Raw genomic sequence first — 23,740 nt, forward strand, 5'->3', positions numbered from 1 at the left:
GCCCTGCTGCGCCAGCCGGAGGTGGTGGTCGGCACGTGGGTGGCGGCGAAGGCGGAGGACCCCGACCTGACAGAAGCTGACGTGCGTGAGGCACTAGATCGGCTCGAACCGCTCTGGGACGAGCTGTTTCCCGCCGAGCAGCAGCGCATCGTCCGCTCCCTGGTCGAGCGCGTCACGGTCGGGCTGGATGGGGCGGAGATCCGGCTCCGCGTCGAGGGCCTCGCCAGCCTGGTGCGCGACCTCGGGCTGGTCGGGGCGGAGAGGGCTGCCGCGTGACCGGGCCCACGCACATCACCGTCCGGGTGCCGATGAAGATCCGGCGCCGGCCGGGGCGCAAGACCATCGTCACGCCGGTGGTCGACGGGCTGCCGACGCAGAGCACCGCGCGCGCCGATCCCACGCTGCTCAAGGCGCTCGCCCGCGCTTTCTGGTACCAGCGCATGCTCGACACCGGGAAGTACACGACCATCGGCGACATGGCCGCTGGCGAGAAGCTCGACCGCGGCTATCTCGGCCGGCTCTTGCAACTCACCCTGCTCGCGCCGGATATCGTCGAGGCGATCGTCGAGGGGAAGCAGCCGGAGGGGGTGACGCTGCCGGGCCTCGCCGAACAGCTGTCGACTAGATGGGAGGACCAGCGGACGAACCTGTGCAAGCGCCTCGGCCCACTGTGGTACAATTCATGAACAGGGGTCTTTCCGATTCGGAGCCCGGCAAGCGCACGGTACCGCGGGTGATGCGAGGCTACTTTCCCCTTACGGACTTCGATTTCTGGGCGTTCCTGACGAGCGGCGCGGTGCTGCTGGCGGCCGCCGATAGGGTGCTCGGCCTCGGCTGGCTGGACCGTGAGAACTGGACGGTTGTGCAGTTTGGTCTTGCAGTTGCCGTGGCCTACGTGACTGGGCATGTGATCGCGGAAGCTGCGTCGCGACTTCTCGAAGGCGCATTGGTCCATCGCCTACTCGGCACGCCGGCCACTCTCCTCCTTTCCGACCAGCCAGATCGCCCTGCCCGCCGCTGGCTCTACCCCGGCTACTTCAAGCCAGTTGCACCGGAACTGCGCGTCCGCATAGAACGCCGCGCCGCCCGCGAAGACCCACCGATCGAACGGGAAGCCATTTATGCGAACGCTTACGTCGTTGCGCGACGCGACCAGTTCGCGTCCGGGCGGCTCGCTGTGTTCCAAAACCAGTACAGCATGTGCCGCAATGTCTCCCTGGCGTGCCTCTTGGCGGCGCCGGCGCTCGCGATCGGTGGCACCCATACCGGCCGGACCGCAGACTTGTGGTGGGCGGCGGCGGCGCTTGTGGTGGCTGCCGTGATGCTGATCCGTTTCCTCAAGTACTACCGCCTCTTCTCTGTAGAGGTGCTGAACACCTACGCCAGCGGTGCAGGAGCCTCATGATGCTCAAGGTCTTTGATGTTGGGCACGGCCAGTGCATCCTGTTCATCACTCCCAATGGGCGTGTTGTGCTGATCGACTGCACACATCACCCCGTTACCGGCTGGCACCCCGCTCAGGCGCTCAGTGCCATGGGCATCCGGCACGTGGACGCGCTGGTGGTTTCCAACTTCGACGAAGATCACGCACGCGGCCTGCGTCAGCTCTATGCGCGCGGCATCTCGCACGGCCCGATCTGGACCAACTGGCGGGTTACCCCAGCAGACATTCGTCGCATCAAGAACGACCTCGGCGACGGGATCGAGATCTTGCTTTGCGCGCTTGATCATGGATGGGGCAGCACCTGCGGTGCGCCTGACGCACCCTGGCTCGGCTGCCACATCTTTCGCACCTGGGCTCTGTCGCAATCGGACTACTGGCCATATCACGCCGACACCAACGCCCTCAGTGTCGTCACTGAGATAAAGGTCTCTGGGGTCGGCATCATGATCGGGGGCGACATGCCGGCGTCGGGCTGGCGCCTTCTCTTGCGCTACCCCGAGTTCCGAACTGCCGTGGCGACGACCGACATTTTTGTCGCATCCCACCACGGCCGGGAGGACGGTTGCTGCGACGACCTTTTCGTCACCGGCTGGCGCCCGCGCGTGGTGATCATGTCGGACGAACGGCAGGGGCACGGCACCCAGGACACGGGCCAGTACTATCGCCAGCGTTCGCTTGGTCTGACGTTCGGAGACGGAGAAACCCGCCACGTGCTGAGCACTGACCGCCATGGCGCCATAGGCATCAGCTTTCCGTACTTCGGTTACTATCGAGTTCAGATCTCCCGCGGCTTCCGGCAGGCGCTGCCTGCTACGCCTGCCTACCGCCTGCGTCAGCCGAGGGGACTTCTTGGTATCACAGCCCAGCCTCGCGGGTTCCTGCTGCAATGAGGAGATCACCGCATGTATGTCTTGCGATGTCGCTACAAGTGGTGCCGGGGAATTCGGCTATCTTGCGATAGTGCGGTTCAATCGCACGCGCAACGCCACGGCCCCCTTGCTGCGTGATCTTCGACAGCGACGGGCGCGCGCTCTCGCCGACGCACAGCCACAAGAACGGCCGCCTCTACCGCTACTACGTCGCCCAGCGCGCGCTGAAGGGCGAGGTCGACGACGGCATCGTGCGACGGGTGGCCGCGGCGCAGATCGAAGCGGCGGTGATAGCGCAGCTGCGCGTGCTGCTGCGCCAGCCGGAGGTCGAGGTGGGGACGTGGATCGCGGCAAAGGCGGAGGATCCGGATCTGACGTGCGCGATTCCCTCGCCCGGCTCGAGCCGCTGTGGGACGAACTGTTCCCCGCCGAGCAGCAGCGCATCGTCCGATCCCTGGTCGAGCGCGTCACCGTCGAGGGCGTCAGAATCTGACGGAGTCGCCCAGGTTCACTGCCTGTCTTCTGCCTATCGGCTCTCAGCACGCTTTCATCGCGCGGACCGCGTGGCATCATTGCCGCGCGATGATCGTCCAAGACAAGCAGCCTGCCCTGAACGGTCGGATTGTCCGGGCATCTGGCGGAGGCAGGACCGAGATGGTTGCTGCCCCTAGAGCCGGGCTCAGCGTCGCGCCTGTCGTATTGCCTGTTCGGATGCATGGTGGTGCGTCCGATGTCGCGAACTCCCTCCCGTCATCCAAACTGGTCGGATGCGAGGACTGAATGGCCTCGCTAGAGGATCTCAAGTCCGATGCGGCAGTCCGCGGGATTCTCCCAAGCAGGCTTGTGACCATCGTGAGCACACAATGGTACGGCTCCGACGTTGTTGAGATCACCTACAAGGATGCTACCGGCAAGCTCGGCAACGAACTTCTCTACCGCCATGACGAGCCGCGGCTGGAAGTCGTCGAGGAAGGGCGCCCCTGGAGCTTCGACGGCGACGGTCACCTTTTCCGTCTTGTCGCGGAGTCACAGCGCATCCACCTCGCGCATCTGTTCGACCCGATCCTCGCCGTCCACACATCGGTGGTCGAGCCGCTGCCGCATCAGATCACAGCGGTCTACGAATCCATGCTGCCGCGGCAGCCGTTGCGGTTCCTGCTGGCCGACGACCCGGGCGCAGGCAAGACCATCATGGCCGGGCTCCTGATGAAGGAGCTGATCGCCCGCGGCGATCTGCAGCGCTGCCTGGTCGTTTGTCCCGGAAGCCTGGCCGAGCAGTGGCAAGACGAGCTCTATCGGCGCTTCAATCTGCCCTTCGAAATCCTGACGAACGACAAGCTCGAAGCGGCGCGAACGGGCAACTGGTTCCTCGAAACCAATCTCGTGATCGCTCGGCTCGACAAGCTGGCGCGCAACGAGGATGTGCAGCAGAAGCTGCAGGCGCCCGACTGTCGATGGGATCTCGTCGTCTGCGACGAAGCGCACAAGCTCTCGGCGACGTTCTTCAGCGGCGAGGTCAAGTACACCAAGCGCTATCGCCTCGCGCAGCTGCTCTCCTCGCTCACCCGACACTTCCTGCTCATGACGGCCACGCCGCACAACGGCAAGGAGGAGGACTTCCAGCTCTTCATGGCGCTGCTGGACGGCGACCGCTTCGAGGGACGATTCCGCGACGGTGTGCACACCGCCGACGTGTCCGACCTGATGCGCCGCATGGTGAAGGAGAACCTGCTCAAATTCGACGGCCGGCCGTTGTTTCCGGAGCGTGTTGCCTACACGGTCCCATACCGCCTCTCGGACGCCGAGGCCGCGCTGTACAAGGCGGTGACGGACTATGTGCGCGAGGAGTTCAACCGCGCCGAGGCGCTGGAGAACGACAAGCGTGCCGGCACGGTCGGCTTCGCGCTGACGATCCTGCAACGCCGGCTCGCCTCGTCACCGGAGGCGATCTACCAGTCCCTGCGTCGCCGGCGCGAGCGGCTTGAGAGCCGGCTGCGGGAGCTCGAGATCCTGCGACGGGGCGGCCAGTTTGCGGCCGGGCTCGGCGCCCATATCCCCATGCTCGACAGGGAAGACGTCGAGGATCTTGAGGACGCGCCGGATGCGGAGGCCGAGGCGGTCGAGGAACAGATTCTCGACGAGGCGACCGCCGCACGCACGATCGACGAACTGCGGATCGAGATCGAGACGCTGAAGCGCCTGGAGGGCATGGCGCTCGCGATCCGCCGCAGCGGCGAGGACAAGAAGTGGCGCGAGCTCGCCACCCTGCTCGGCGAGATCTTCACCCCCGCCGCGATCGCCGACGGCCTCGCGGAAGATGCAGCCGCCTACGACGCCGGCGTAACCCTGCCGCCGAAGCCCACACCGTCGCCGCGCCAGAAGCTCGTGATCTTCACCGAGCACCGCGACACCCTGAGCTATCTCAACAGCCGCATCACGACGCTGCTCGGCCGGGAGAGCGCCGTGGTGATGATCCATGGCGGCATGGGACGCGAGGAACGGATGAAGGCCCAGGAGGCCTTCAGGCACGATCCCGAGGTGCAGGTGCTGCTCGCGACCGACGCCGCCGGCGAAGGGATCAACCTTCAGCGCGCCCATCTGATGGTGAACTACGACCTGCCCTGGAACCCGAACCGTCTGGAGCAGCGTTTCGGGCGCATCCACCGCATCGGCCAGACCGAGGTCTGCCATCTCTGGAACCTCGTCGCCCAGGAGACGCGCGAGGGCGACGTGTATCACCGACTGCTGGAAAAGCTGGAGCAGGCCCGCAGCGCACTGAAGGGCCAGGTCTTCGATGTGCTGGGCAAGGTCCAGTTCGAAGGTCGCCCGCTGCGCGACCTACTGATCGACGCGATCCGATACGGCGATCAGCCCGAGGTCCGCGCCCGACTGAACCGGGCCGTGGACGCGGCGCTCGACACGAAGGCACTCCAGGACCTGCTGGAGGAACGTGCGCTCGCGCACGACATCATGGACGTCTCGCGTGTGCATCGCATCCGCGAGGAGATGGAGCGGGCCGAGGCGCGCCGGCTTCAGCCGCATTACGTCGAGTCGTTCTTCCTCGAAGCCTTCCGCCGCCTCGGCGGCAGTGCACGCCAGCGCGAGCCCCGCCGCTACGAGATCACGCACGTGCCGGCAGTGGTGCGCCAGCGTGACCGGCTCATCGGCATCGGCGAGCCCGTGCTGCCGCGCTACGAGCGCATCGCCTTCGAGAAGGATCTCGTCTCGCCGCCCGGCCAGCCGCTTGCCGCCTTCGTCTGCCCGGGCCATCCGCTGCTGAACGCGGTGATCGACGTCACGCTGGAACGCCACCGCGACCTGTTGCGCCGCGGCGCCGTGCTGGTGGACGAGCGTGACGCCGGCATGGCACCGCGCGTGCTGTTCTTCCTCGAACACGCGATCCAGGACGCGAGCCTGACGCGCAGCGGCGACCGTCGAGTGGTCTCCAAGCGCCTGCTGTTCGTCGAGATCAGCGCCGATGGCAGCGTGCGGCACGCGAACTACGCGCCCTATCTCGACTATCGGCCGCTCGCCGAAGGTGAGCCGGACATCGCCGCCATCCTCGCCAGGCCCGAATGCGCCGGCCTCACGCGGGAGCTGGAGGCGAAGGCGCAAGCCCACGCCATCACCCAGGTTGTGCCCGAACATCTCGGCGAGGTCCGCGATCGGCGCATCACGCTGCTCGACCGGACCGAGGCTGCGGTCAAGGACCGGCTGACCAAGGAGATCAACTACTGGGATTTCCGGGCCGCCCAGTTGCAGGAGCAGGAGCGCGCCGGCAAGGCCAATGCCCGGCTGAACTCGGGCGAGGCCCGCAAGCGCGCCGACGACCTTCAGGCCCGCCTGCAACGCCGGCTGGAGGAGATCCGGCGTGAGCGCCAGCTCGCACCGCTGCCGCCTGTGGTGCTTGGCGGGCTGCTCGTCGTGCCCATCGGTTTGCTGCGCGCCATGGGCGGCGCGCCCGGGTCGAGCCCCCCCAAACCCACCCACCCCGCTGCGGCGCGGGCGCGGGGGATCGTGATGGAGGTCGAGCGCTCGCTCGGCTTCGTGCCGGTGGACCGCGAGCGCGACAAGCTTGGCTACGATATCGAGAGCGCCATTCCGGGCACGGGCAAGCTGCGTTTCATCGAGGTGAAGGGGCGCGTGGCCGGCGCGGACACGATCACGGTGACCAAGAACGAGATCCTCACCTCGCTGAACAAGCCAGACGACTTCATCCTTGCGATCGTCGCGTTCGAGGGCGACGCGCATCGCGTGCACTACGTGCGTCGCCCTTTCCGCGCCGAGCCTGATTTCGGCGCGGCCAGTGTGAACTATGAGTTGGCGAAGCTGCTCGCGGTGGCCGAGGCTCCGCGATGAGCCAGCAAGCGGAGATGGACCTCGTTGGAAGTGACGGCTCTCCCGCAAGCGTCTGGCACCGGGACGCGGCGAAGCGTGCGCTCGACGACCTTTTCCACAACGCCGCGCAGTACAAGTCGAGTAAGGCAATCCACGATCTCTTGCGGTTCGTGGGGCGCTTTCGCTTCTACGCGCCCTTCAATGCGATGCTGGTGCACACGCAGATGCCTGGCGCGACCTACGTCGCGCCAGCGCACCGCTGGCGATCCGTCTATGGTCGCCGCGTGAAGGCCGGCGCGCGCCCCCTGGTGATCCTCCAGCCGATGGGGTCGGTGATGTTCGTCTTCGATGTCGCTGAGACGGAACCACTCCCGAACGCGTCGCCGCTTCCGCCTGAAGTCGAGAAGCCGTTCGAGGTAACGTCCGGCCGTATTCGCGGCGAGCTTGAGACGACGGTCGAGAACGCCAAGCGCGACGGGATCCTCGTCGAGGAGAGCGCGGCAGGGTCGCAGCATGCGGGCTCGATCCGCTCGGCACCGGACAACATCCAGATTCGTTTCCAGACGCGCCGCGCCCCGCCACCTACCTTTACCGACGTCCCGCGGCGCTACCACCTCCTACTGAACCGAAACCTGTCGCGTGAGGCCCGCTACGCTACCCTCGTGCATGAGCTGGGCCACCTTTACGCCGGTCATCTCGGAACGCCGAACGAGAAGTGGTGGCCGGATCGACGTGGCCTGCCGCTCTCCGTTCGGGAGTTCGAAGCCGAGTCGATCTGCTATCTCGTCTGTGCCCGGCTCGGCATAGACAACCCTTCGGACAAGTACCTATCCGACTATCTCGGGACCCATGCCGAGGCGCCGCAAATCAGCCTGGACTGCGTCATGAAAGCCGCCGGCTTGATCGAGCAGATGGGCCGGGAACACATGAAGGTGCGATCGTGACGAACACCTCCTCGAACACGCCGGCGGAGGCGAACCATGAGTGAGCTACCCCACTTCGCCATCCTCGCGCCGGTGCCGCTGGAGCACCTGCAATCGGGCCTCGAGCTGATCGCGGAGGAAGGCAAGGTCGCGTTCGGCACCAGGAAATGGGAGCTGTTCCGCCGCATCGACGAGCTGCGCAATGGGTCGCGCGTAGCGGTCCTTATCTATCCGTCGCACCTCGACGGGGAAGGCGGCGCCACGCACGTCGTCAGCTGGTTCGGCTGGTATGTCGGCGCTGTGGATGGCGTCGGCGGAGCCCATCCCGACGGCATGAAGTACCGGCCAGCGACGACCGCGAAATACCCGACCGACAACAAGGGTGACTGGGCGGCCTTCTGGCATGTGGAGGGGCTGCGCGAGCTTCCACCCGAGAAACGCCTGGCGATCGGCAAGATCGCCGGCATCAAGGGAGGCTGGCGCAAAACCGCGCCGCCACGCGGCCCCGAGCTGGTGACCCTCCCCGAATCGCTGAGTGACGAGACCTGACGTTCATGCGCACCCGCAGGAAGCTGATCGAAGTCGCCCTGCCGCTGGAGGCGATCAACGAAGAAGGTTCCCGTCGGAAGAGGAAGGCTCCGGCTGGCTACCCGACCGCTCTTCACAAGTGGTGGGCGCAGCGTCCCGTAGCGGCCGCGCGCGGGGTGATCTTCGCGCAGATGGTGGACGACCCGTCTGAGTACGTGGACGTGCTGCTGGGCGACCCGGAAACCCGCCGCGCCGCCGAACGCGAGCTGAAGAAGCGCCGCGCCCTCTACGAGGCTCTGGTGGCAGAGGCCGATCCGGGCCCGCCACCGCGCCTCGAGGACTGCGCGGCCGACCTGGAGCGCCAGCGCCTGTTCCGCCTGATCGAGCAGCTCGTGAAATGGGAGAACACCATCAACGAGGACGTCCTGCAGCGCGCGCGCGACGAGATCTGGGCGTCCTGGCGCCGCGCCTGCGCCGACAATGCCGGCCACCCGCGCGCGGCCGAGCTGTTCGACCGCCACCGCCTGCCCGCCTTCCACGATCCCTTCTGCGGCAGCGGCGCCCTGCCGCTGGAAGCGCAGCGCCTGGGGCTGGAGGCGCACGCCAGCGATCTCAATCCTGTGGCGGTCTTGATCACCAAGGCGATGATCGAGATCCCGCCGCGCTTCGCCGACCGCCCGCCGGTGCATCCGGGCGCGGGCCGGCTCCGGCACTGGAGGGGCGCGCAGGGGCTGGCGGAGGACGTGCGCCACTACGGCCAGTGGATGCGCGACGAGGCCGAGAAGCGCATCGGCCACCTCTACCCGAAGGTGGAGGTGACGCCAGCGATGGTGGCCGAGCGGCCGGACCTCAAGCCCTATCTCGGCAAGCGGTTGACCGTGATCGCCTGGCTGTGGGCGCGCACCGTGCGCAGCCCGAACCCGGCCTTTGCGGGGGTGGAGGTGCCGCTCGCCTCCACCTTCCTGCTCTCCACCAAGGCGGGGAAGGAGGCGTGGGTGGAGCCGGTGATCGAGGGCGGCGGCTACCGCTTCACGGTGAAGGTGGGCAAGCCGCCCGAGGCGGCGAAGGCCGGCACCAAGCTGGCGCGCGGGGCGAATTTCCGCTGCCTGATGTCGGGCACGCCGATTGCCGGCGACTACATCAAGGCCGAGGGACAGGCCGGGCGGATGGGCGCGCGGCTGATGGCCATCGTCGCCGAGGGCGAGCGCGGGCGCGTGTATCTGGCGCCGACGCCTGAGCACGAGGCGGCGGCGCGGCAGGCGCGGCCGGAGTGGAAACCAGAGACGCCGCTACCCGACGACCCGCGCAACTTCTGGACGGTGCAGTACGGCCTGACGACCTTCGGCGATCTGTTCACCGACCGGCAGTTGGTGGCGCTGACGACCTTCTCCGATCTGGTGGGGGAGGCGATGGCGCGCATCCGCGCCGACGCCCTCGCCGCCGGCCTGCCCGACGACCCCACGCCGCTGCGCGACGGCGGCGAGGGGGCGATGGCGTATGCCGAGGCCGTGGGTGTGTACCTTGGATTGGCGACCGACCGGGCGGTTGATTACAACTCAACCGTTGCCACGTGGCGGCCCAAAGACAGCGCAATGCGGTCGACTCTTGCAAAGCAGGCGATCCCCATGAGCTGGGATTTCGCTGAGGGGGCGGTATTTGGTGACTCGAGCGCAGGCTTCGAAAACTGTGTCGCTGTGGTCGCATCGGTGCTCGACACCGCCTTGGGTGCGGGACGTGGGGTCGTAACGCAGGCAGATGCGGCTGCGGCCTCGAGGAAGATTGGCGTAGCCCGCCTTATCAGCACCGACCCTCCCTATTACGACAACGTCGGCTACGCGGATCTGTCGGACTTCTTCTACGTCTGGCTTCGCCGCGCGCTCCAGACCGCATTCCCGGATCTCTTTGTTACGCTGGCCGCACCCAAGGCCGAAGAACTCGTTGCCACACCGTATCGCCACGGGGGCAGGGAGCAGGCCGAAGCGTTCTTCCTGCAAGGCATTGCACAAGCGATGCACCGCCTCGCGGAGCAGAGTTATCCTGCCTTCCCGGTCACCATCTACTATGCCTTCAAGCAGGCGGAGACTGAGGGTGAGTCAGGCACCGCCAGCACAGGTTGGGAGACTTTTCTGGATGGCGTGATCCGCGCAGGCTTCGGCATCAGTGGAACTTGGCCGTTGCGGACGGAGGGCGACAACCGCCAAGTCAGCATTGGCTCCAATGCCCTCGCCTCCAGCATCGTCCTCGTCTGCCGCCCCCGTCCGGCCGACGCCCCCACCGCCACCCGCCGCGAATTCCTCGCCGCGCTCAAGGCCGAACTCCCCGCCGCTTTGCGCAACCTGCAGAAGGGCAACATCGCCCCGGTGGACCTCGCCCAGGCCGCCATCGGCCCCGGCATGGCGGTGTTCACCCGCTGCGCCAGCGTGCTCGACGCCGAGGGCAAGCCGCTCTCGGTGCGCGACGCGCTGGCGCTGATCAACGCCACCCTCGACGAGGTGCTGGCCGAACAGGAAGGCGATTTCGACGCCGACAGCCGCTGGGCGCTCGCCTGGTTCGACCAGCACGGTTTCGCCGAGGGCGAGTATGGCGTGGCCGAGGTGCTCTCCAAGGCCAAGAACACGTCCCTCGCCGGCCTCACCCAAGCCGGCATCGTCGAGTCCCGCCGCGGCAAGGTGCGCCTGCTGCCGCCCGCCGAACTGCCCGCGGATTGGGACCCCGCGACCGACCCGCGCCTGACCGCCTGGGAGAGCGTGCACCACCTGATCCGCGCCCTCGAAGCCGGCGGCGAGGCCGCGGCGGCCGCACTGGTCGCGACGCTCGGCGTCAAGGCCGAGGTCGCGCGCGAGCTCGCCTACCGCCTCTACGTCATCGCCGAGCGCAAGAAACGCGCTGGAGAGGCGCTGTCCTACAACGGCCTCGTGCAGAGCTGGCCAGAGATCAGCCGCCTCGCCCGCGAAGGCGGCGCCGGCGCCACCGAACCCGACCTGTTCGCCGCCACGCCGGGGTAAGGCATGGCAGTCGACATGACGACGGCGCCCGCGACGCGCGACGGTTCAGCTGCCCGCTCGATCGCCTCGCCAGACCTGATGCAGGCGTTCCAGGACGGGCTGCCGGTGCGGCTGATCGCCACCCCGCGCGCCGCCCTCGCGACCTGCCGTGCCGATGAGAGGCTGCGCGACGTCGTCGCACGCAACACCGAAGGCTACGACTTCTTCCCGGTCACTGAACCGGCCGCCGGCGCGCAGGATCGGATCATCGGGCTGGTGGAGCTCGCCAGGTTCCGCGGCCGCGACGCTCCGGCCAAGCCGGTGCGCGCGCATCTGCGCACGCTGGACGAGGACACGCTGATCGGCGCCGATGCCGGCATCCTGAGCTTCCTGAAGGACGCCGATGCGCGGCCGTGCCGCCTTGTGGTCGCCGGGTCGCGGATCGACGGGCTGGTGAGCTGGTCCGACATGCAGAAGCTGCCTGTGCGGGCGGCGCTGTTCGCGCTGATCACGCAGCTCGAGATGACGATGGCGGAGGCGATTGAGCGCGACTGCCCGGACGCGCGCGCCTGGAAGGCACGCCTGTCCGCGAAGGATCGCCGCCGGGTCGAGGCGAAGATCGGCGCGGCGCGCACGGATGACCACTGGGTGAATGACCTTCTGTTTACGCAGTTCCTGGACAAGGTGACGATCCTCGCCCGGAGTCCTTCTCGCGGCTGCGACGGGCAGGCATTCAAAGAGACGATGGAAGCGGTACGGGACCTTCGCAATCGGCTCGCGCATGCGAACGACTACGCCCAGTCGCGCGATGCCGCGGCCGCGGTCGGCGCGAGGGTCCGCGAGATCGAGCGATGGATCGACGCGCTCGGTCGCTGGCCGCATGCGGCGAAGGGAGGCTAGCATCATGGCCATCACGAACCAGGAACGTGTCGGCAAGGCGATGGACCTCTTGCGCGCGGGCCTTGCTCCGTTCGTCGAGCGCAAATTCGCCTACTGCCTCTGCGGCATCGCCGACCGAGAGGGCGCGCCGGGCGCACTGTTTGATGAGGCGGAGGGCTGACGCGGTGCCAATCGTCAAGCGGCTCGTCTGCCTGGCGAACTCCCGCAAGACCGGCGGGCGATGCGTCGCGGGCCGCGAATGGGGCAGGACCGGCGCGGGGCCTTGGATCAGGCCCGTCAGTGCCCGCCCGCACGAGGAGGTCTCGGAGCATGAGCGGCAATATGAGGACGGCAGCGATCCCAAGGTTCTGGATGTCATCGACGTGCCGCTGATCGCTGCCCGCCAGAGGACCTACCAACAGGAGAACTGGTTGCTGGACCCGCAGGCTTATTGGGTGCGGCAAGGGCGCGTGGGGTGGGACGATCTCGCTGGATTCACCGATGCTCCCGCCACCCTCTGGCGCAATGGCTTCCAGACCTACCATGGCATCAACGATCGCCTGCCGTTGGACCAGGCCGCGACCCTGACGACTTCCCTGCACCTGCTGAGAACCGACGTTGTGACGCTGTCCGTGTTCGCCCCGAGTGCGGCATTCGGCGATCTGAAGCGCAAGGTGTATGGCCGCTTTCGGCATGCGGGGGCGGACTACCGCCTGCGCGTCACCGACCCGGTCTATGAGCGCGCCTATCTCGCGAAGCCGGACGGCGACTACGAGCTGGCCGAATGTTGTCTCACCGTAAGCCTGGGCGAACCGTGGGAGAGGTTCTGCTACAAGTTGATCGCGGCGATCATCGAACGAGCAGGAGGAGTCAGGGGATGATCGAGACACCCAATCCAATCCTGACGATCGGCCACTCGACCCACCCGCTGACCCGGTTCATCGCTTTGCTGAAGCAGCACGGGGTGACCGCGGTGGCCGACGTCCGCTCGGCCCCCTACAGCCGCTTCAACCCGCAGTTCAACAAGGCGGAGTTGGAGCGCAGCTTGAAGGCGGAGGGCATCCGCTACGTCTTCCTCGGCCGCGAACTGGGCGCGCGCTCGGACGACCCTGCCTGCTACGAGAAGGGCCGGGTCCAGTATGCGCGTCTCGCCCGCACCGAGGCCTTCCGCCAGGGCATCGAACGGCTGAGGCATGGCGCAACCGAGCACCGCATCGCCTGCATGTGCGCCGAGAAGGAGCCGCTGGAATGCCACCGCACGCTGCTGGTGGCTCGCGCGCTCGACGCCGAGCGGATCGAGGTGGCGCATATCCATGCCGATGGCCGGCTGGAATCGCACGCCGCGGCAATGGACCGTCTGCTCGATCTCACGGGCCTGCCGCGCGACGACTTCTTCCGCTCGCGCGCCGAACTCGTCGCCGAAGCTCTGGCGCGTCAGGAGGAGCAGGTGGCTTATGTCGACGCGAAGCTGGCGGCCGAGGATGCCCGATGAAGCTCTTCACCATCGGCTTCACCAGGAAAACCGCCCAGAAGTTTTTCGGCCTGCTCCGCGGCTCCGGTGCGAAGCGCGTGGTGGATGTGCGGCTCAACAACGTCTCCCAGCTCGCCGGCTTCGCCAAGAGGGACGATCTCGCCTTCTTCCTGAAGGAGGTGGCAGACATGGACTACGTTCATGTCCCCGAACTCGCGCCAACGCAGGAGATGCTCGACGCCTACAAGAAGGAGAAGGGCGACTGGAAGCAGTATGAGCAGCGGTTCCTCGGTCTGATGCGCGAACGGAAAATCGAGGAGAGGCTGCCCCGCTCGATCTTCGATGGCAGCTGCCTGCTGTGCAGTGAGGACAAGCCGCACCACTGTCACCGCCGCCTCGTCGCCGAATACCTCCAGCAGCATTGGGGCGACATCGAAGTGAAGCATCTGACCTAGGGATCGCTGAGTATGGCCATCACGAACCAGGAACGTGTCGGCAAGGCGATGGACCTCTTGCGTGCGGGCCTTGCTCCCTTCGTCGAGCGTGAGACCCACGCCGCGGTGAAAGCCGGCTCAGTGCGCATCGACGCGATCCGTCGTTTTGCCGAAGACCCGAAGCTCGGCGAGAAGCCGATCGCACAGTGGGATGCGGCCGGCCTGCTCAAGCTGATGTGGGAGACCTGGAACGACGTGTTTGGCCGCACGCTCGGTCGCGCCGAACGCTCGCTCGTTCAGGAACTGCGCGACTGGCGCAACAAATGGGCGCACCAGGAGCCTTTTTCGAGCGACGACACCGATCGCGCGCTCGACTCGATGAACCGGCTGCTCGCCGCCGTCTCCGCGCCGCAGGCAGACGACGTCAACCGGATGAAGATCGAGCTCCGCCGCCTGGTGTTCGAGGAGCAGGCGCGCGGTGAGCGGCGCAAGCTCGGCGGGTCCCTGATCGAGCCGGCGGCGGCCGGCAGCCTCAGGCCCTGGCGCGAGGTGGTCACACCGCACGCGGACGTGGCCTCCGGGCGCTATCAGCAGGCCGAGTTCGCCGCCGATCTGTGGCAGGTGCATCTGGGCGAGGGCAGCGACGAGTACCGCAGGCCCGTGGAGTTCTTCCGCCGCACGTTCCTGACGGAGAGTCTCAGGCGGCTTCTGGTGGGCGCGGTGCAACGGCTCGCCGGCCAGGGCGGCGATCCGGTGGTGCAGCTGCAGACGAATTTCGGCGGCGGCAAGACGCACTCGATGCTGGCACTCTATCACCTGTTCGGCGGCGCCTCACCGGGCGAGCTCGCTGGCATCGAGGCGGTCCTGGCCGAGGCGGGGGTGAAGACGGTGCCGCAGGCGCGGCGCGTGGTGCTGGTGGGCAACAAGATCTCGCCGGGCAATCCGGTCACCAAGTCTGACGGCACGGTGGTGCGCACGCTGTGGGGCGAACTCGCCTGGCAGCTCGGGGGCAGAGAGGCCTTCGCGCGCATCGCCAAGGACGACGAGAACTCCACCAGCCCCGGCGATGTGCTGCGCGAGCTGTTCGTCGAGCACGGCCCTTGTCTCGTGCTGATCGACGAATGGGTGGCCTATGCGCGCCAGCTGCACGATCAGAGCGATCTGCCGGCTGGCAGCTTCGAGACCCAATTCACCTTTGCCCAGGCGCTGACGGAATCGGCGAAGCTCGCGCGGAACTGCCTGCTGGTCGTCTCCCTGCCGGCCTCCGACACTGCGGGCTCGCCGCACACGCAGGCAGACGACGTGGAGGTCGGCGGCATTCGCGGGCGCGAGGCGCTCGATCGCCTGCGCAACGTGGTCGGGCGGGTGGAGGCCTCCTGGCGGCCGGCGACGGCCGAGGAGGGGTTCGAGATCGTCCGCCGCCGGCTGTTCGAGCCGCTGAGTGCAGAGATGTTCAAGCAGCGCGACCTGACCGCGCGTGCCTTCGCCGATCTCTATCGCGCGCAGGCGGCGGAGTTTCCGCCGGACTGCCGCACCGGCGACTACGAGAAGCGCATCCAGGCAGCCTTTCCGATCCACCCGGAGATCTTCGACCGGCTCTATACGGACTGGTCCACACTGGTGAAGTTCCAGCGCACGCGCGGCGTGCTGCGGCTGATGGCGGCGGTGATCCACAGCCTCTGGGAGAAGGGCGACCGCAGCCCGCTGATCCTGCCCTCGACGATCCCGATCGATGATCCGCGCGTCCAATTCGAGCTCACGCGGTACCTCTCCGACAACTGGGTGCCGATCATCGAGAAGGACGTGGATGGGCCGAATTCGCTGCCACTCCGGATCGATGCGGAAGTGCCGAATCTCGGCAAGCTGTCGGCAACGCGGCGCGTGGCGCGCACGATCTATCTCGGCTCGGCCCCGACCGCGGCGGCGGCGCAGCGCGGGCTCGAGGACCGGCGTGTGAAGCTCGGCTGCGTGATGCCGGGGGAGTCGCCTGCCGTGTTCGGCGATGCGCTGCGGCGGCTCGCGGCGACTGCCACCTATCTTTACCAGGACGGACCTCGCGCCTGGTACTCGACGCAGCCGACTGTCACCAAGCTCGCCGAGGATCGCGCCGAGCAGTTGAAGCGCGACCCGGACAAGGTCGCCGCGGAGCTCGAGGGGCGGCTGCGCGCCGATCTCAAGCGAGCCGGAGATTTCTCGCGTATCCACCCGCTCCCCCGCTCAGGGGCCGATGTGCCCGACGACCTCGATGCGCGTCTCGTGGTCCTGTCCGCCGAACACCCCTACAGCCGGGAGAGCAGCAACGCGGCGGAGATGGCGGCCAAGGCGATCCTGGAAGCGCGCGGCAACGCGCCCAGGCTCTATCGCAACACGCTCGTGTTCCTCGCCGCCGACCGGGTGCGACTGCAGGACCTCGACGAGGCGCTGCGCAAATACCTCGCTTGGGCGTCGATCGTGGCGGAGAAGGACACGCTGAACCTCGACCCGCACCAGGCCCGCCAGGCGGAGACGCAGAAGCAGGCGGCGGACGGCGCGGTCACCGCCCGGCTGCCCGAGACCTATCAGTGGCTGCTCGTCCCGGAGCAGACGAACCCGCAAGCGCCGGTCGCATGGCAGGCCCTGCGACTGACCGGCAGTGAGGCGCTGGCGGTGCGTGCCAGCAAGAAGCTCCGCAGCGACGAGCTTCTGGTGCCCGGCCTCGGCTCGACGGTGCTGCGGCGTCACCTCGACTTAGTGCCGCTGTGGCGGGGCGATCACGTGCCGATCCGGCAGCTGGTGGACGACTTTGGCCGCTATCTCTACCTCCCGCGCCTGACCGGACCCGAGGTCCTCGTGCAGGCCATCCGCGACGGTGTCGCCCTGTTGACGTGGCGGACCGATACCTTCGCGTACGCGGAGAGCTACGATGAAGCAACTGGTCGGTATCGCGGGCTGCGCGGCGGCCAGAGCGTCAGCCTGTCTCCGGACAGCGACGGCCTGGTCGTCAAGCCGGACGTCGCAGCGCGGCAGTTGGACGCGGAGGTCTCGCCTCAGCCCGCGCCGCCATCCGCCCCTGGAGTGGAGACCCCCGTGTCGCTCCCGAGCGGCGACAACACCCCACCAGAACTGGCTCCGCCCCAGCTGCTGCGGAGGTTCCATGGTTCGGTGCAACTGGATTCTGCTCGGGTGGGGCGCGACGCCAGCCGCATCGCGGAGGAGGTGATTGCGCATCTTGCAGGCCAAATGGGAGCCGAGCTGACGGTCACGCTTGAGATCCAGGCGCGGCTTCCGAATGGCGCCTCCGACCAGCTCGTGCGGACCGTGATGGAGAACAGTCGCACGCTGAAGTTTGACAGCCACGGCTTCGAACGAGAGTGACGAAGGGTGCCGAGGGCCCTTCCTACTGGTGTCGGGGCATGAGGGTGATCGGGGTCGGATTCGTGTCACCCCGACCGCACGAGCGATCGATGTTCGAACTTCTGTGTCGGAATAACAACATAATAGCATTGCAGATCAAAGACTTAACCTTGTCGACTAAATCGGCCCAGTATCAAGGTTCGGAGAGAACCCGCCCTCCGGAGAGCGCAAATGGCGCTCGTTGCGGCTGCGCAGTATCAGGCTCGGCACCGAAAGGCGCAGGAAACCTGCGGCTTTCGGCACCGGTCACCGGCGGGGAGAACGGTCGGATACAGGGGGACTGGCGGAGGGGGTGGGATTCGAACCCACGGTACGGTTGCCCGTACACCGGTTTTCGAGACCGGCCCGATCGACCACTCCGGCACCCCTCCGCGGCGGGGGGGTCACTACACCGGCCCAGCCTACGACGCCAGCCCGCGGGTCAGGTCGCCTGCACTGGCGCCGGCGTCCAGGACGCGTTCAGCTTGTATCCGCCGCCCTCGGTGACCAAAAGGCGAGCGTTGGAGGGATCAGGCTCGATCTTCTGCCTCAGCCGGTAGATGTGCGTCTCCAGCGTGTGCGTGGTGACCGCCGCGTTGTAGCCCCACACCTCGTTCAGCAGCACCTGGCGCGCCACCGGCGCCGAAGCCGCGCGGTAGAGGTATTTCAGGATCGCGGCCTCCTTCTCGGTCAGCCGGATCTTGCGGTTCCGTGTCGGCTCGAGCAGCAGCTTCGCGGCCGGGCGGAAGGTGTAGGGACCGATCGAGAACACCGCGTCGTCCGAATTGTCGAACATCGCCAGGTGCCGGCGCAGGCGTGCGAGCAGCTCGCCGTAGCGGAACGGCTTGCCAATGTAGTCGTTCGCGCCAGCGTCCAGCCCCTTGATCGTATCGGCCTCGGTGTCGGCGCCCGTCAGCATGATCACCGGCACCTTCACGCCGAGCCTGCGGAGCTTCTGCGTGAACTCGCGCCCGTCACCGTCCGGCAGGCCCACATCGAGCAGCACCGCATCGACCCGGGCGTCCTTGCGCGTAAGATTTGTTTCGGCCTCCGCGAGCGTCTCGGCCTCGATGGGCTCGAATTCGCCTTCGGCCTTCAGCTGCTCTGCGAGGGTCGCGCGCAGGGCGCGATCGTCGTCGACAATCAGGATCGGTCTGGCGAGCGCCATTGGGTGCATCTTCGGCCTGCGTCTTCCGGATAATGATGCCAGCCGCACGGCGGGGGGAGCAAGGATCACCCGCGCCCCGGGCGGCAGGCGGAACAGCCACGTCGACCACTGCGCGCTGACGAGGCACCTCGGAAATGGGGGGTGCGAGCGTTAGGGTCGCCACACGATCACGCGAGCGTGCGCATGGCGGCCGGCGAGCCCTGCGCCCGACGCATCTGGCGCTCGGCGACTGCCGCCCCATATCGCCCAGTAACGTCGGTCCATCTTTCGCTGTCGCAATCACCGATCTGTGGCCGATGTTTAGCGGGAACGACGCCGCCCTGCCATCTTCGCGCCCCGATCGACGCTCGTGATGACGGTTGGGAACGCCGACACGATCGAGAGACATATGCGGACCAGCCCTACCCTTGCCGTGCCAGCCGATGCGCCTGCCGCCGCCGCCATCCCCGTCCAGATCGAGGGCGAGCGGCGGTTGAGGCATGTGCATCGAGCAATTGCGGAATTGAGGCGCGGGTCTCCCGCCATGGTTGTGTGCTCCGAAGGCGCCTACCTTGTCGCATCCGCGGAACTGTCCGGGGTGGCAACGCTGGCCCGGTTCGGTGCCCTCGCTTCCCAGCCCGTCCAGCTTCTGCTGGCGCCGACCCGTGCCGCCGCAGTGCTGCAACGGCCCGCGCCGGGCGGGGCGGATGCACCGGCGGTCGCCTTCCGTCTCCCGCCCGGCGTGACGCCGCCGCTGCTCCGCGCGCTCGCCGACCCGACCGCCGAGCCGGCGACGATCCGACCCGAGCCGGTCGGGCTGCCGCCGGCGCAGCCGGCCGCCGCGGCGATCCGGCTTGCCAAGCTTGCCCGGCTGCTGCCCGCGGTGCTGTTCGCCCCCGCCGCGGACGAAGGGGACTGGGCCGGGTTTGCCGCCCGCCACGACGTGGTCGCCGTGCCCGGCACGGACGTGCTCGGCTACCCCGACACCGTGGCGGCGACGCTCATGCGCGTGGGCGAAGCGCGCGTGCCCACCGAGGACAGCCGCGAGACCCGCATCATCGCCTTCCGCCCGGCCGATGGCGGCACCGAACACCTGGCGATGGTGGTGGGCGATCCCTGGTCGGCCGGCGAGCCGCCGCTGATCCGCCTGCACAGCGAGTGCTTCACCGGCGATCTGCTCGGCTCGCTTCGCTGCGACTGCGGCCCGCAGCTTCGCGGCGCGCTGGCCCTCATGGCCGAGGAGGGGGCCGGGGTGCTGCTCTACCTCGCGCAGGAGGGGCGTGGCATCGGCCTCGTGAACAAGCTGCGCGCCTACCAGCTCCAGGACGAGGGCGCCGACACGCTCGATGCCAATACCCGCCTGGGCTACGGCGCCGATGAGCGGAATTTCCTGATCGCAGCGGCGATGCTGCGCGAACTCGACATCGACACCGTGCGGGTCCTGACCAACAACCCCGACAAGGTGGCTGCGCTCACGGCGTGCGGCATCCGGGTCGCCGCGCGCGTCCCTCACCGCTTCCCCGCCAACGAGCACAACGGCCGCTATCTCCAGACCAAGGCCGAGCGGTTCGGCCACCTGTTCTGACCCGGCAGGCTCTGCCGGGCTGCCGGCCGATCTTGCCGATGGGTCCCGTCAGCCCCTGGGCTTGGGCCGGACCCGCGTTGGCACGGCGGTTGCTGTGCCGGCCGCATGATCGGCTCCTCGCTCCCGCTGCTGCCCAACGGCCTGCGTCAGGCGCCTGACGGCGGGCCGCCACTGCGCGAGGACGAGGCCGTGCCGATGCCGGTCGACATCTCGTTCGGCGACTTCCTGGCCAACCTCAATCCGCTGCATCACATCCCGGTCGTCGGCTGGGTGTACCGCCAGGTCACCGGCGAGTCCGTGAACCCCGCCTTCCGCGCGCTCGGCGGGTTCCTGCTCGGCGGGCCGATCGGCGCGATCGTCGCGGCTGTCGGCGCCATGGCCGAGAGCCTGTTCAGCGACTCGCCCGATGGCGGCGCGGGCGGCGCGGTCGCCGCGGCCCCGGCCGCACGGGCCGGCGTCGCCATGGCGGCCGCTCCCATGCCCCGCGCGCCCGACCCCAAGCGTGCCGCCGCCATCCCGGAGCTCCCGGTCGACGGCCAGGCACTCGCGACACGCCTCGGCGTGCGCGCCTATCGCGCGCCGTCCGAGGCGGCCCTTCCCGCACTTGCCGCCTCGCGCCCGGCCGGCGAAGGCGATTTCGCCGGACGCATGCTGCGCGGGCTCGACGCCTATGACCGGACGCTGCGGCTGAAGTCCGCCGGCGCCTGATACCTTCCGCACAACGCTTTGACCTTTGTGCGGAGGGTATTGCGCGCCGGGATGGTGGGGCGGCTGCGCGCGAAACCAAGCGGATGCCCGCCGGCCGAAGGTCAAGCCTTCGGCAGGCTGGTATGGGCGCCTTTCCGCCGCCGCGTGGTCAGCCGGGCCCGGGCACCGCCCGCTCGCCGAAGATCGCGGTGCCGAGCCGGACATGGGTCGCGCCATGCGCGATCGCGGTCTCGAAATCCGCGCTCATCCCCATGCTCAGCAGGCCGAGCCCATGGCGGCGGGCACAGTCCGCCAGCCAGGCGAAATGCGGCTCGGGATCCTCGTCAACCGGTGGAATGCACATCAGCCCGCGCACCGGCAGGTCCCAGTAGTCCAGGCACATGTGGATGAACTCGTCCGCCTCGGGCTTGGGGATCCCGGCCTTCTGCGGCTCCTCGCCGGTGTTGACCTGGACGAACAGGACGGGCGCGCGCTTCTGCCGCGCGATCTCGCGCGCGACCACCTCGGCGAGGCGCGGCCGGTCGAGCGTCTCGATCACGTCGAACAGGCCCACCGCGGCGGCCGCCTTGTTGGTCTGCAGCGGCCCGATCAGGTGCAGCTTCAGCCGCTTGTGCGCCGCCTTCAGCGCCGGGTACTTCGCCTGCGCCTCCTGCACCCGGTTCTCGCCGAACACAAGCTGGCCTGCCGCGATCGCCGACTCGATCAACGGCCGCTCGTGGGTCTTGGACACGGCGACCAGCGTGACCGAGGATGGCTCGCGCCCCGCCCGGGCGCAGGCCTTGGCGATCCTGGCGCGGACGGCGGTCAGGGCAGCGGCGATGGTGGAGCGTTCGGACATGGCATGGCGCAGGGGTTGACCGGAGCAGCGCGGCGCCTGCGGCGCAGGACGCGTCGTCTCCCTTGGCTGATCCTTATGACCGATCCGGTGCGGGGCGGCGACCCCTTGCAGGCCGTCTCTGTGCTTCCGCGTGGATGTGTTGTCATTTTGCGTCACGACTCGGTGCCGCTTCGGGCCGACCTTGCCGCGCGACTTGCCCGGGCGTGCCGCGCCCGCGGCCTCGGGCTCTCGGTCGCGCGCGACGCGCGGCTCGCGCTGCGGCTCGGGGCTGGGCTGCATCTGGCCGATTTCATGGCGCCGCCGCTGCTGTGGCGTCTGCACGGGCGGGGCCTGCTCAGCGTTGCTGCCCACGGCGCGGCATCGCTCGCCCGCGCGCGGCGGATGCGTGCCGACCTCGCGCTGCTCTCGCCGCTGTTCCCGACCGCAAGCCATCCCGCCGCGCGGCCCCTCGGGACGGTGCGATTCGCCGGACTTGCGCGCCGCGCCGGGGTGCCGGTCGCGGCGCTCGGCGGGATCACGGCCGCGCGGGTCGCCGCGGTGGCGCGCGCGGGTGCGGTCGCGGCGGCGGCGGTGGGCGCGCTGGCGCCGCCCCCCTCATCCTGACCTTCTCCCCCTGGCGGGGGAGAAGGGACGCGGCGTCGCCAGCGGGTTCCCTCTCCCGCTTGCGGGAGAGGGGCAGGGTGAGGGTCCCGCCGCCACCTGTTGCAACCCTGCCACGGTGTGCCCTGAAACGCACGATTGTCCCTCCGCGCCCCGTGGACACCCTCGCGATGGCTTGAGCATAGTCTTGCCCAGGCTCGGTGATCCGCCTTGGGGTTGTGACGCGCACGCGTCGGCCCGGGGGCTCGGGGAGGGGGCCACGAACGGCGTCGGGTCGTCCGGCGCGTGTCAACTGAGGAGAGGGATATAGGATGCGCAAGATCCTCCTCGCCACGGCGGCCGGGTTTGCCGCGCTCGTGGCGGATGGTGCGACCCCCGCGCGCGCGCAGTCGGCAGCCGAGGTTTCGGGGCAGACGCCGCAGCCGGGTCTCACCGGCTACGTTCAGGGCCGGTTCCGGTTCTACGGCGCGATCATCAGCCAGGATGGCCGTACCGCGGATAACGGCACCAAGCTGACCAACTACGACTTCAACACGCTCGGCCGCATCTGGGTCGGCGCGGACGGCGTGGCGGCGAACGGGCTGCGCTACGGCGCCCGCCTCGAGATCCGCCTCCCCGGCTCCGGCGCCAGCACCGACGCGCGCGGCAACCTGTTCTTCCGCCGCGTGACCGGCTACCTCGGCACGCCGACCCTCGGCCAGCTCCGCTTCGGCACGGGCACGGTAATGGCGGTCGAGCAGATGCACACCGGCCACATCCTCGGCGGCATCGCGACCGGCACGCTCGACGGCGATTTCCCCGGGTTCCTGTACTCGGGCGGCGGCGGCTTCACCGCTTCCAGCTTCTGGTACTCGTCCTCGGTCGTGAACAGCCCGACGGCGATCGGCTACTACACGCCGCAGTTCTTCGGCTTCGACGCCGGCATCAGCTTCGCGCCGAACGACCAGTCGTTCCTCGGCAACTGCGGCGGCGCTCTGGCGGACTGCGACCGCATCGCCACCGTGGCCACCGGCAACGCCAACCGCCTGCGCAACATCATCGATGCGATGCTGCGCTACCGCGGCACCTTCGGTCCGGTCGGCATCACGGCCTCGGGTGGCCTGCGGACTGCGACCACCACCAGCGCGGTCGGCACGGCGGTCGCCCACAAGGACCCGACCGTCGGCATCGTCGGCACGCAGATCACCTTCGCCGGGCTGACCGTCGGTGGTCTGGCCACCTTCGGCAACTCGAACCGCGGCTTCGCGGCGCTGCCGAGCGCGGGCAGCACCAAGAAGATGTTCGGCTGGCAGCTCGGTGCGCGCTACACGATCGGCGCGCTGACGGTCGGTGCGGCGTATCATCAGCTCCGCTCCGAGGGCAGCACGGCCGGCGCGCTGCAGAACGTCCCGCTGCGCGAGCGGGCCTTCACGGTCGGCGGCACCTACACCTTGGCGCCGGGCCTCGCGCTGTTCGCCGAGTACATCCACAGCCGCGTGCGCGAGTCGGGTCGTGACTTCGACTCCAACAAGGCGGGCGTCCAGGACAAGTTCACCGCTCAGGGCGTCCTGCTGGGCGTCGGCGTGCAGTGGTGACAACCTGACGGCCCTCGGGCCATATGGATGACGTGACTGTCGGGGC

Annotated in this window: 19 protein-coding genes, 1 tRNA gene and 1 pseudogene; 18 read left to right on the forward strand and 3 right to left on the reverse strand. The window is 68.4% G+C overall.

The window, feature by feature from the left end; genetic code table 11:
* From ACTIFU_RS05035 to ACTIFU_RS05100, 14 genes and pseudogenes are all read left to right on the forward strand, one after another.
* A pseudogene (locus tag ACTIFU_RS05035) lies at nt 1-276 on the forward strand (recombinase family protein); the annotation flags it as partial.
* Nucleotides 273-686: a hypothetical protein gene (locus ACTIFU_RS05040; protein WP_439577199.1), complete on the forward strand. Its 414-nt coding sequence runs from the start codon at nt 273-275 to the stop codon at nt 684-686. The pseudogene ACTIFU_RS05035 and the gene ACTIFU_RS05040, both read left to right, overlap by 4 nt.
* Complete coding sequence (locus tag ACTIFU_RS05045; protein ID WP_439577200.1) at nt 683-1,405, forward strand: hypothetical protein; 723 nt, start codon at nt 683-685, stop codon at nt 1,403-1,405. Before ACTIFU_RS05040 ends, ACTIFU_RS05045 begins: the two co-directional genes overlap by 4 nt.
* The gene (locus ACTIFU_RS05050; protein ID WP_439577201.1) at nt 1,402-2,334 is read left to right on the forward strand and encodes a ComEC/Rec2 family competence protein; all 933 of its coding nucleotides are present in this window, start codon (nt 1,402-1,404) and stop codon (nt 2,332-2,334) included. Before ACTIFU_RS05045 ends, ACTIFU_RS05050 begins: the two co-directional genes overlap by 4 nt.
* Nucleotides 2,335-3,165: 831 nt before the next feature.
* Nucleotides 3,166-6,672 carry a helicase-related protein gene (locus tag ACTIFU_RS05055; RefSeq protein ID WP_439577202.1) on the forward strand — a complete coding sequence of 1,169 codons (3,507 nt, stop codon included), beginning with the start codon at nt 3,166-3,168 and terminating at the stop codon, nt 6,670-6,672.
* Nucleotides 6,669-7,595, forward strand: a complete 927-nt coding sequence (locus ACTIFU_RS05060) for an ImmA/IrrE family metallo-endopeptidase (protein ID WP_439577203.1) — start codon at nt 6,669-6,671, stop codon at nt 7,593-7,595. Before ACTIFU_RS05055 ends, ACTIFU_RS05060 begins: the two co-directional genes overlap by 4 nt.
* Nucleotides 7,596-7,631: 36 nt before the next feature.
* A complete protein-coding gene (locus tag ACTIFU_RS05065; protein WP_439577204.1) occupies nt 7,632-8,123 on the forward strand; it encodes a hypothetical protein in 492 nt (163 codons plus the stop codon).
* Between the two features lie 5 nt (nt 8,124-8,128).
* On the forward strand, nt 8,129-11,107 hold the full coding sequence (locus tag ACTIFU_RS05070; protein WP_439577205.1) for a DUF1156 domain-containing protein: 2,979 nt from the start codon (nt 8,129-8,131) through the stop codon (nt 11,105-11,107).
* 15 nt (nt 11,108-11,122) lie between these two features.
* Nucleotides 11,123-11,986 carry a hypothetical protein gene (locus ACTIFU_RS05075; protein ID WP_439577206.1) on the forward strand — a complete coding sequence of 288 codons (864 nt, stop codon included), beginning with the start codon at nt 11,123-11,125 and terminating at the stop codon, nt 11,984-11,986.
* Nucleotides 11,987-11,990: 4 nt separating this feature from the next.
* On the forward strand, nt 11,991-12,146 hold the full coding sequence (locus ACTIFU_RS05080; RefSeq protein ID WP_439577207.1) for a hypothetical protein: 156 nt from the start codon (nt 11,991-11,993) through the stop codon (nt 12,144-12,146).
* 4 nt (nt 12,147-12,150) lie between these two features.
* Complete coding sequence (locus tag ACTIFU_RS05085) at nt 12,151-12,846, forward strand: dual OB domain-containing protein (RefSeq protein WP_439577208.1); 696 nt, start codon at nt 12,151-12,153, stop codon at nt 12,844-12,846.
* Nucleotides 12,843-13,457 (forward strand): DUF488 domain-containing protein, encoded by a 615-nt coding sequence (locus tag ACTIFU_RS05090; protein ID WP_439577209.1) that lies wholly within the window; start codon nt 12,843-12,845, stop codon nt 13,455-13,457. The genes ACTIFU_RS05085 and ACTIFU_RS05090 overlap by 4 nt, the downstream gene beginning before the upstream one ends.
* A complete protein-coding gene (locus ACTIFU_RS05095) occupies nt 13,454-13,891 on the forward strand; it encodes a DUF488 domain-containing protein (protein ID WP_439577210.1) in 438 nt (145 codons plus the stop codon). Before ACTIFU_RS05090 ends, ACTIFU_RS05095 begins: the two co-directional genes overlap by 4 nt.
* Nucleotides 13,892-13,903: 12 nt before the next feature.
* Nucleotides 13,904-17,224 (forward strand): Swt1 family HEPN domain-containing protein, encoded by a 3,321-nt coding sequence (locus ACTIFU_RS05100; RefSeq protein WP_439577211.1) that lies wholly within the window; start codon nt 13,904-13,906, stop codon nt 17,222-17,224.
* 320 nt (nt 17,225-17,544) lie between these two features.
* On the opposite strand, the gene ACTIFU_RS05105 is transcribed toward ACTIFU_RS05100, so the two are convergent.
* Together ACTIFU_RS05105 and ACTIFU_RS05110 are read right to left on the reverse strand one after the other, a co-directional pair.
* Nucleotides 17,545-17,634, reverse strand: a tRNA-Ser gene (locus ACTIFU_RS05105).
* Between the two features lie 50 nt (nt 17,635-17,684).
* Nucleotides 17,685-18,410 (reverse strand): response regulator transcription factor, encoded by a 726-nt coding sequence (locus tag ACTIFU_RS05110; protein ID WP_439577212.1) that lies wholly within the window; start codon nt 18,408-18,410, stop codon nt 17,685-17,687.
* A gap of 577 nt (nt 18,411-18,987) precedes the next feature.
* Here ACTIFU_RS05110 and ribA point away from each other — a divergent pair.
* Nucleotides 18,988-19,974, forward strand: a complete 987-nt coding sequence (ribA, locus tag ACTIFU_RS05115; RefSeq protein ID WP_439577213.1) for a GTP cyclohydrolase II — start codon at nt 18,988-18,990, stop codon at nt 19,972-19,974.
* Nucleotides 19,975-20,079: 105 nt separating this feature from the next.
* A complete protein-coding gene (locus ACTIFU_RS05120; protein WP_439577214.1) occupies nt 20,080-20,682 on the forward strand; it encodes a hypothetical protein in 603 nt (200 codons plus the stop codon).
* A 148-nt stretch (nt 20,683-20,830) separates the two neighbouring features.
* Here ACTIFU_RS05120 and ACTIFU_RS05125 read toward each other — a convergent pair whose 3' ends face one another.
* The gene (locus ACTIFU_RS05125) at nt 20,831-21,520 is read right to left on the reverse strand and encodes a YggS family pyridoxal phosphate-dependent enzyme (protein ID WP_439577215.1); all 690 of its coding nucleotides are present in this window, start codon (nt 21,518-21,520) and stop codon (nt 20,831-20,833) included.
* 162 nt (nt 21,521-21,682) lie between these two features.
* On the opposite strand from ACTIFU_RS05125, the gene ACTIFU_RS05130 reads away from it, so the two are divergent.
* Complete coding sequence (locus ACTIFU_RS05130) at nt 21,683-22,123, forward strand: thiamine phosphate synthase (RefSeq protein ID WP_439577216.1); 441 nt, start codon at nt 21,683-21,685, stop codon at nt 22,121-22,123.
* Nucleotides 22,124-22,431: 308 nt separating this feature from the next.
* Nucleotides 22,432-23,694 (forward strand): porin, encoded by a 1,263-nt coding sequence (locus tag ACTIFU_RS05135; protein ID WP_439577217.1) that lies wholly within the window; start codon nt 22,432-22,434, stop codon nt 23,692-23,694.
* Nucleotides 23,695-23,740 lie beyond the last annotated feature (46 nt).

This window comes from Elioraea sp. (assembly GCF_051860475.1).
In the GTDB taxonomy this organism is placed as follows: Bacteria; Pseudomonadota; Alphaproteobacteria; order Acetobacterales; family Acetobacteraceae; genus Elioraea.

Coding starts and splice junctions, on each gene's coding strand:
- ACTIFU_RS05110 (WP_439577212.1), bottom strand. CDS start 18,410: ATGGCGCTCGCCAGACCGATCCTGATTGTCGACGACGATCGCGCCCTG.
- ACTIFU_RS05090 (WP_439577209.1), top strand. CDS start 12,843: ATGATCGAGACACCCAATCCAATCCTGACGATCGGCCACTCGACCCAC.
- ACTIFU_RS05045 (WP_439577200.1), top strand. CDS start 683: ATGAACAGGGGTCTTTCCGATTCGGAGCCCGGCAAGCGCACGGTACCG.
- ACTIFU_RS05080 (WP_439577207.1), top strand. CDS start 11,991: ATGGCCATCACGAACCAGGAACGTGTCGGCAAGGCGATGGACCTCTTG.
- ACTIFU_RS05135 (WP_439577217.1), top strand. CDS start 22,432: ATGCGCAAGATCCTCCTCGCCACGGCGGCCGGGTTTGCCGCGCTCGTG.
- ACTIFU_RS05060 (WP_439577203.1), top strand. CDS start 6,669: ATGAGCCAGCAAGCGGAGATGGACCTCGTTGGAAGTGACGGCTCTCCC.
- ACTIFU_RS05070 (WP_439577205.1), top strand. CDS start 8,129: ATGCGCACCCGCAGGAAGCTGATCGAAGTCGCCCTGCCGCTGGAGGCG.
- ACTIFU_RS05075 (WP_439577206.1), top strand. CDS start 11,123: ATGACGACGGCGCCCGCGACGCGCGACGGTTCAGCTGCCCGCTCGATC.
- ACTIFU_RS05095 (WP_439577210.1), top strand. CDS start 13,454: ATGAAGCTCTTCACCATCGGCTTCACCAGGAAAACCGCCCAGAAGTTT.
- ACTIFU_RS05100 (WP_439577211.1), top strand. CDS start 13,904: ATGGCCATCACGAACCAGGAACGTGTCGGCAAGGCGATGGACCTCTTG.
- ACTIFU_RS05050 (WP_439577201.1), top strand. CDS start 1,402: ATGATGCTCAAGGTCTTTGATGTTGGGCACGGCCAGTGCATCCTGTTC.
- ACTIFU_RS05065 (WP_439577204.1), top strand. CDS start 7,632: ATGAGTGAGCTACCCCACTTCGCCATCCTCGCGCCGGTGCCGCTGGAG.
- ACTIFU_RS05120 (WP_439577214.1), top strand. CDS start 20,080: ATGATCGGCTCCTCGCTCCCGCTGCTGCCCAACGGCCTGCGTCAGGCG.
- ACTIFU_RS05125 (WP_439577215.1), bottom strand. CDS start 21,520: ATGTCCGAACGCTCCACCATCGCCGCTGCCCTGACCGCCGTCCGCGCC.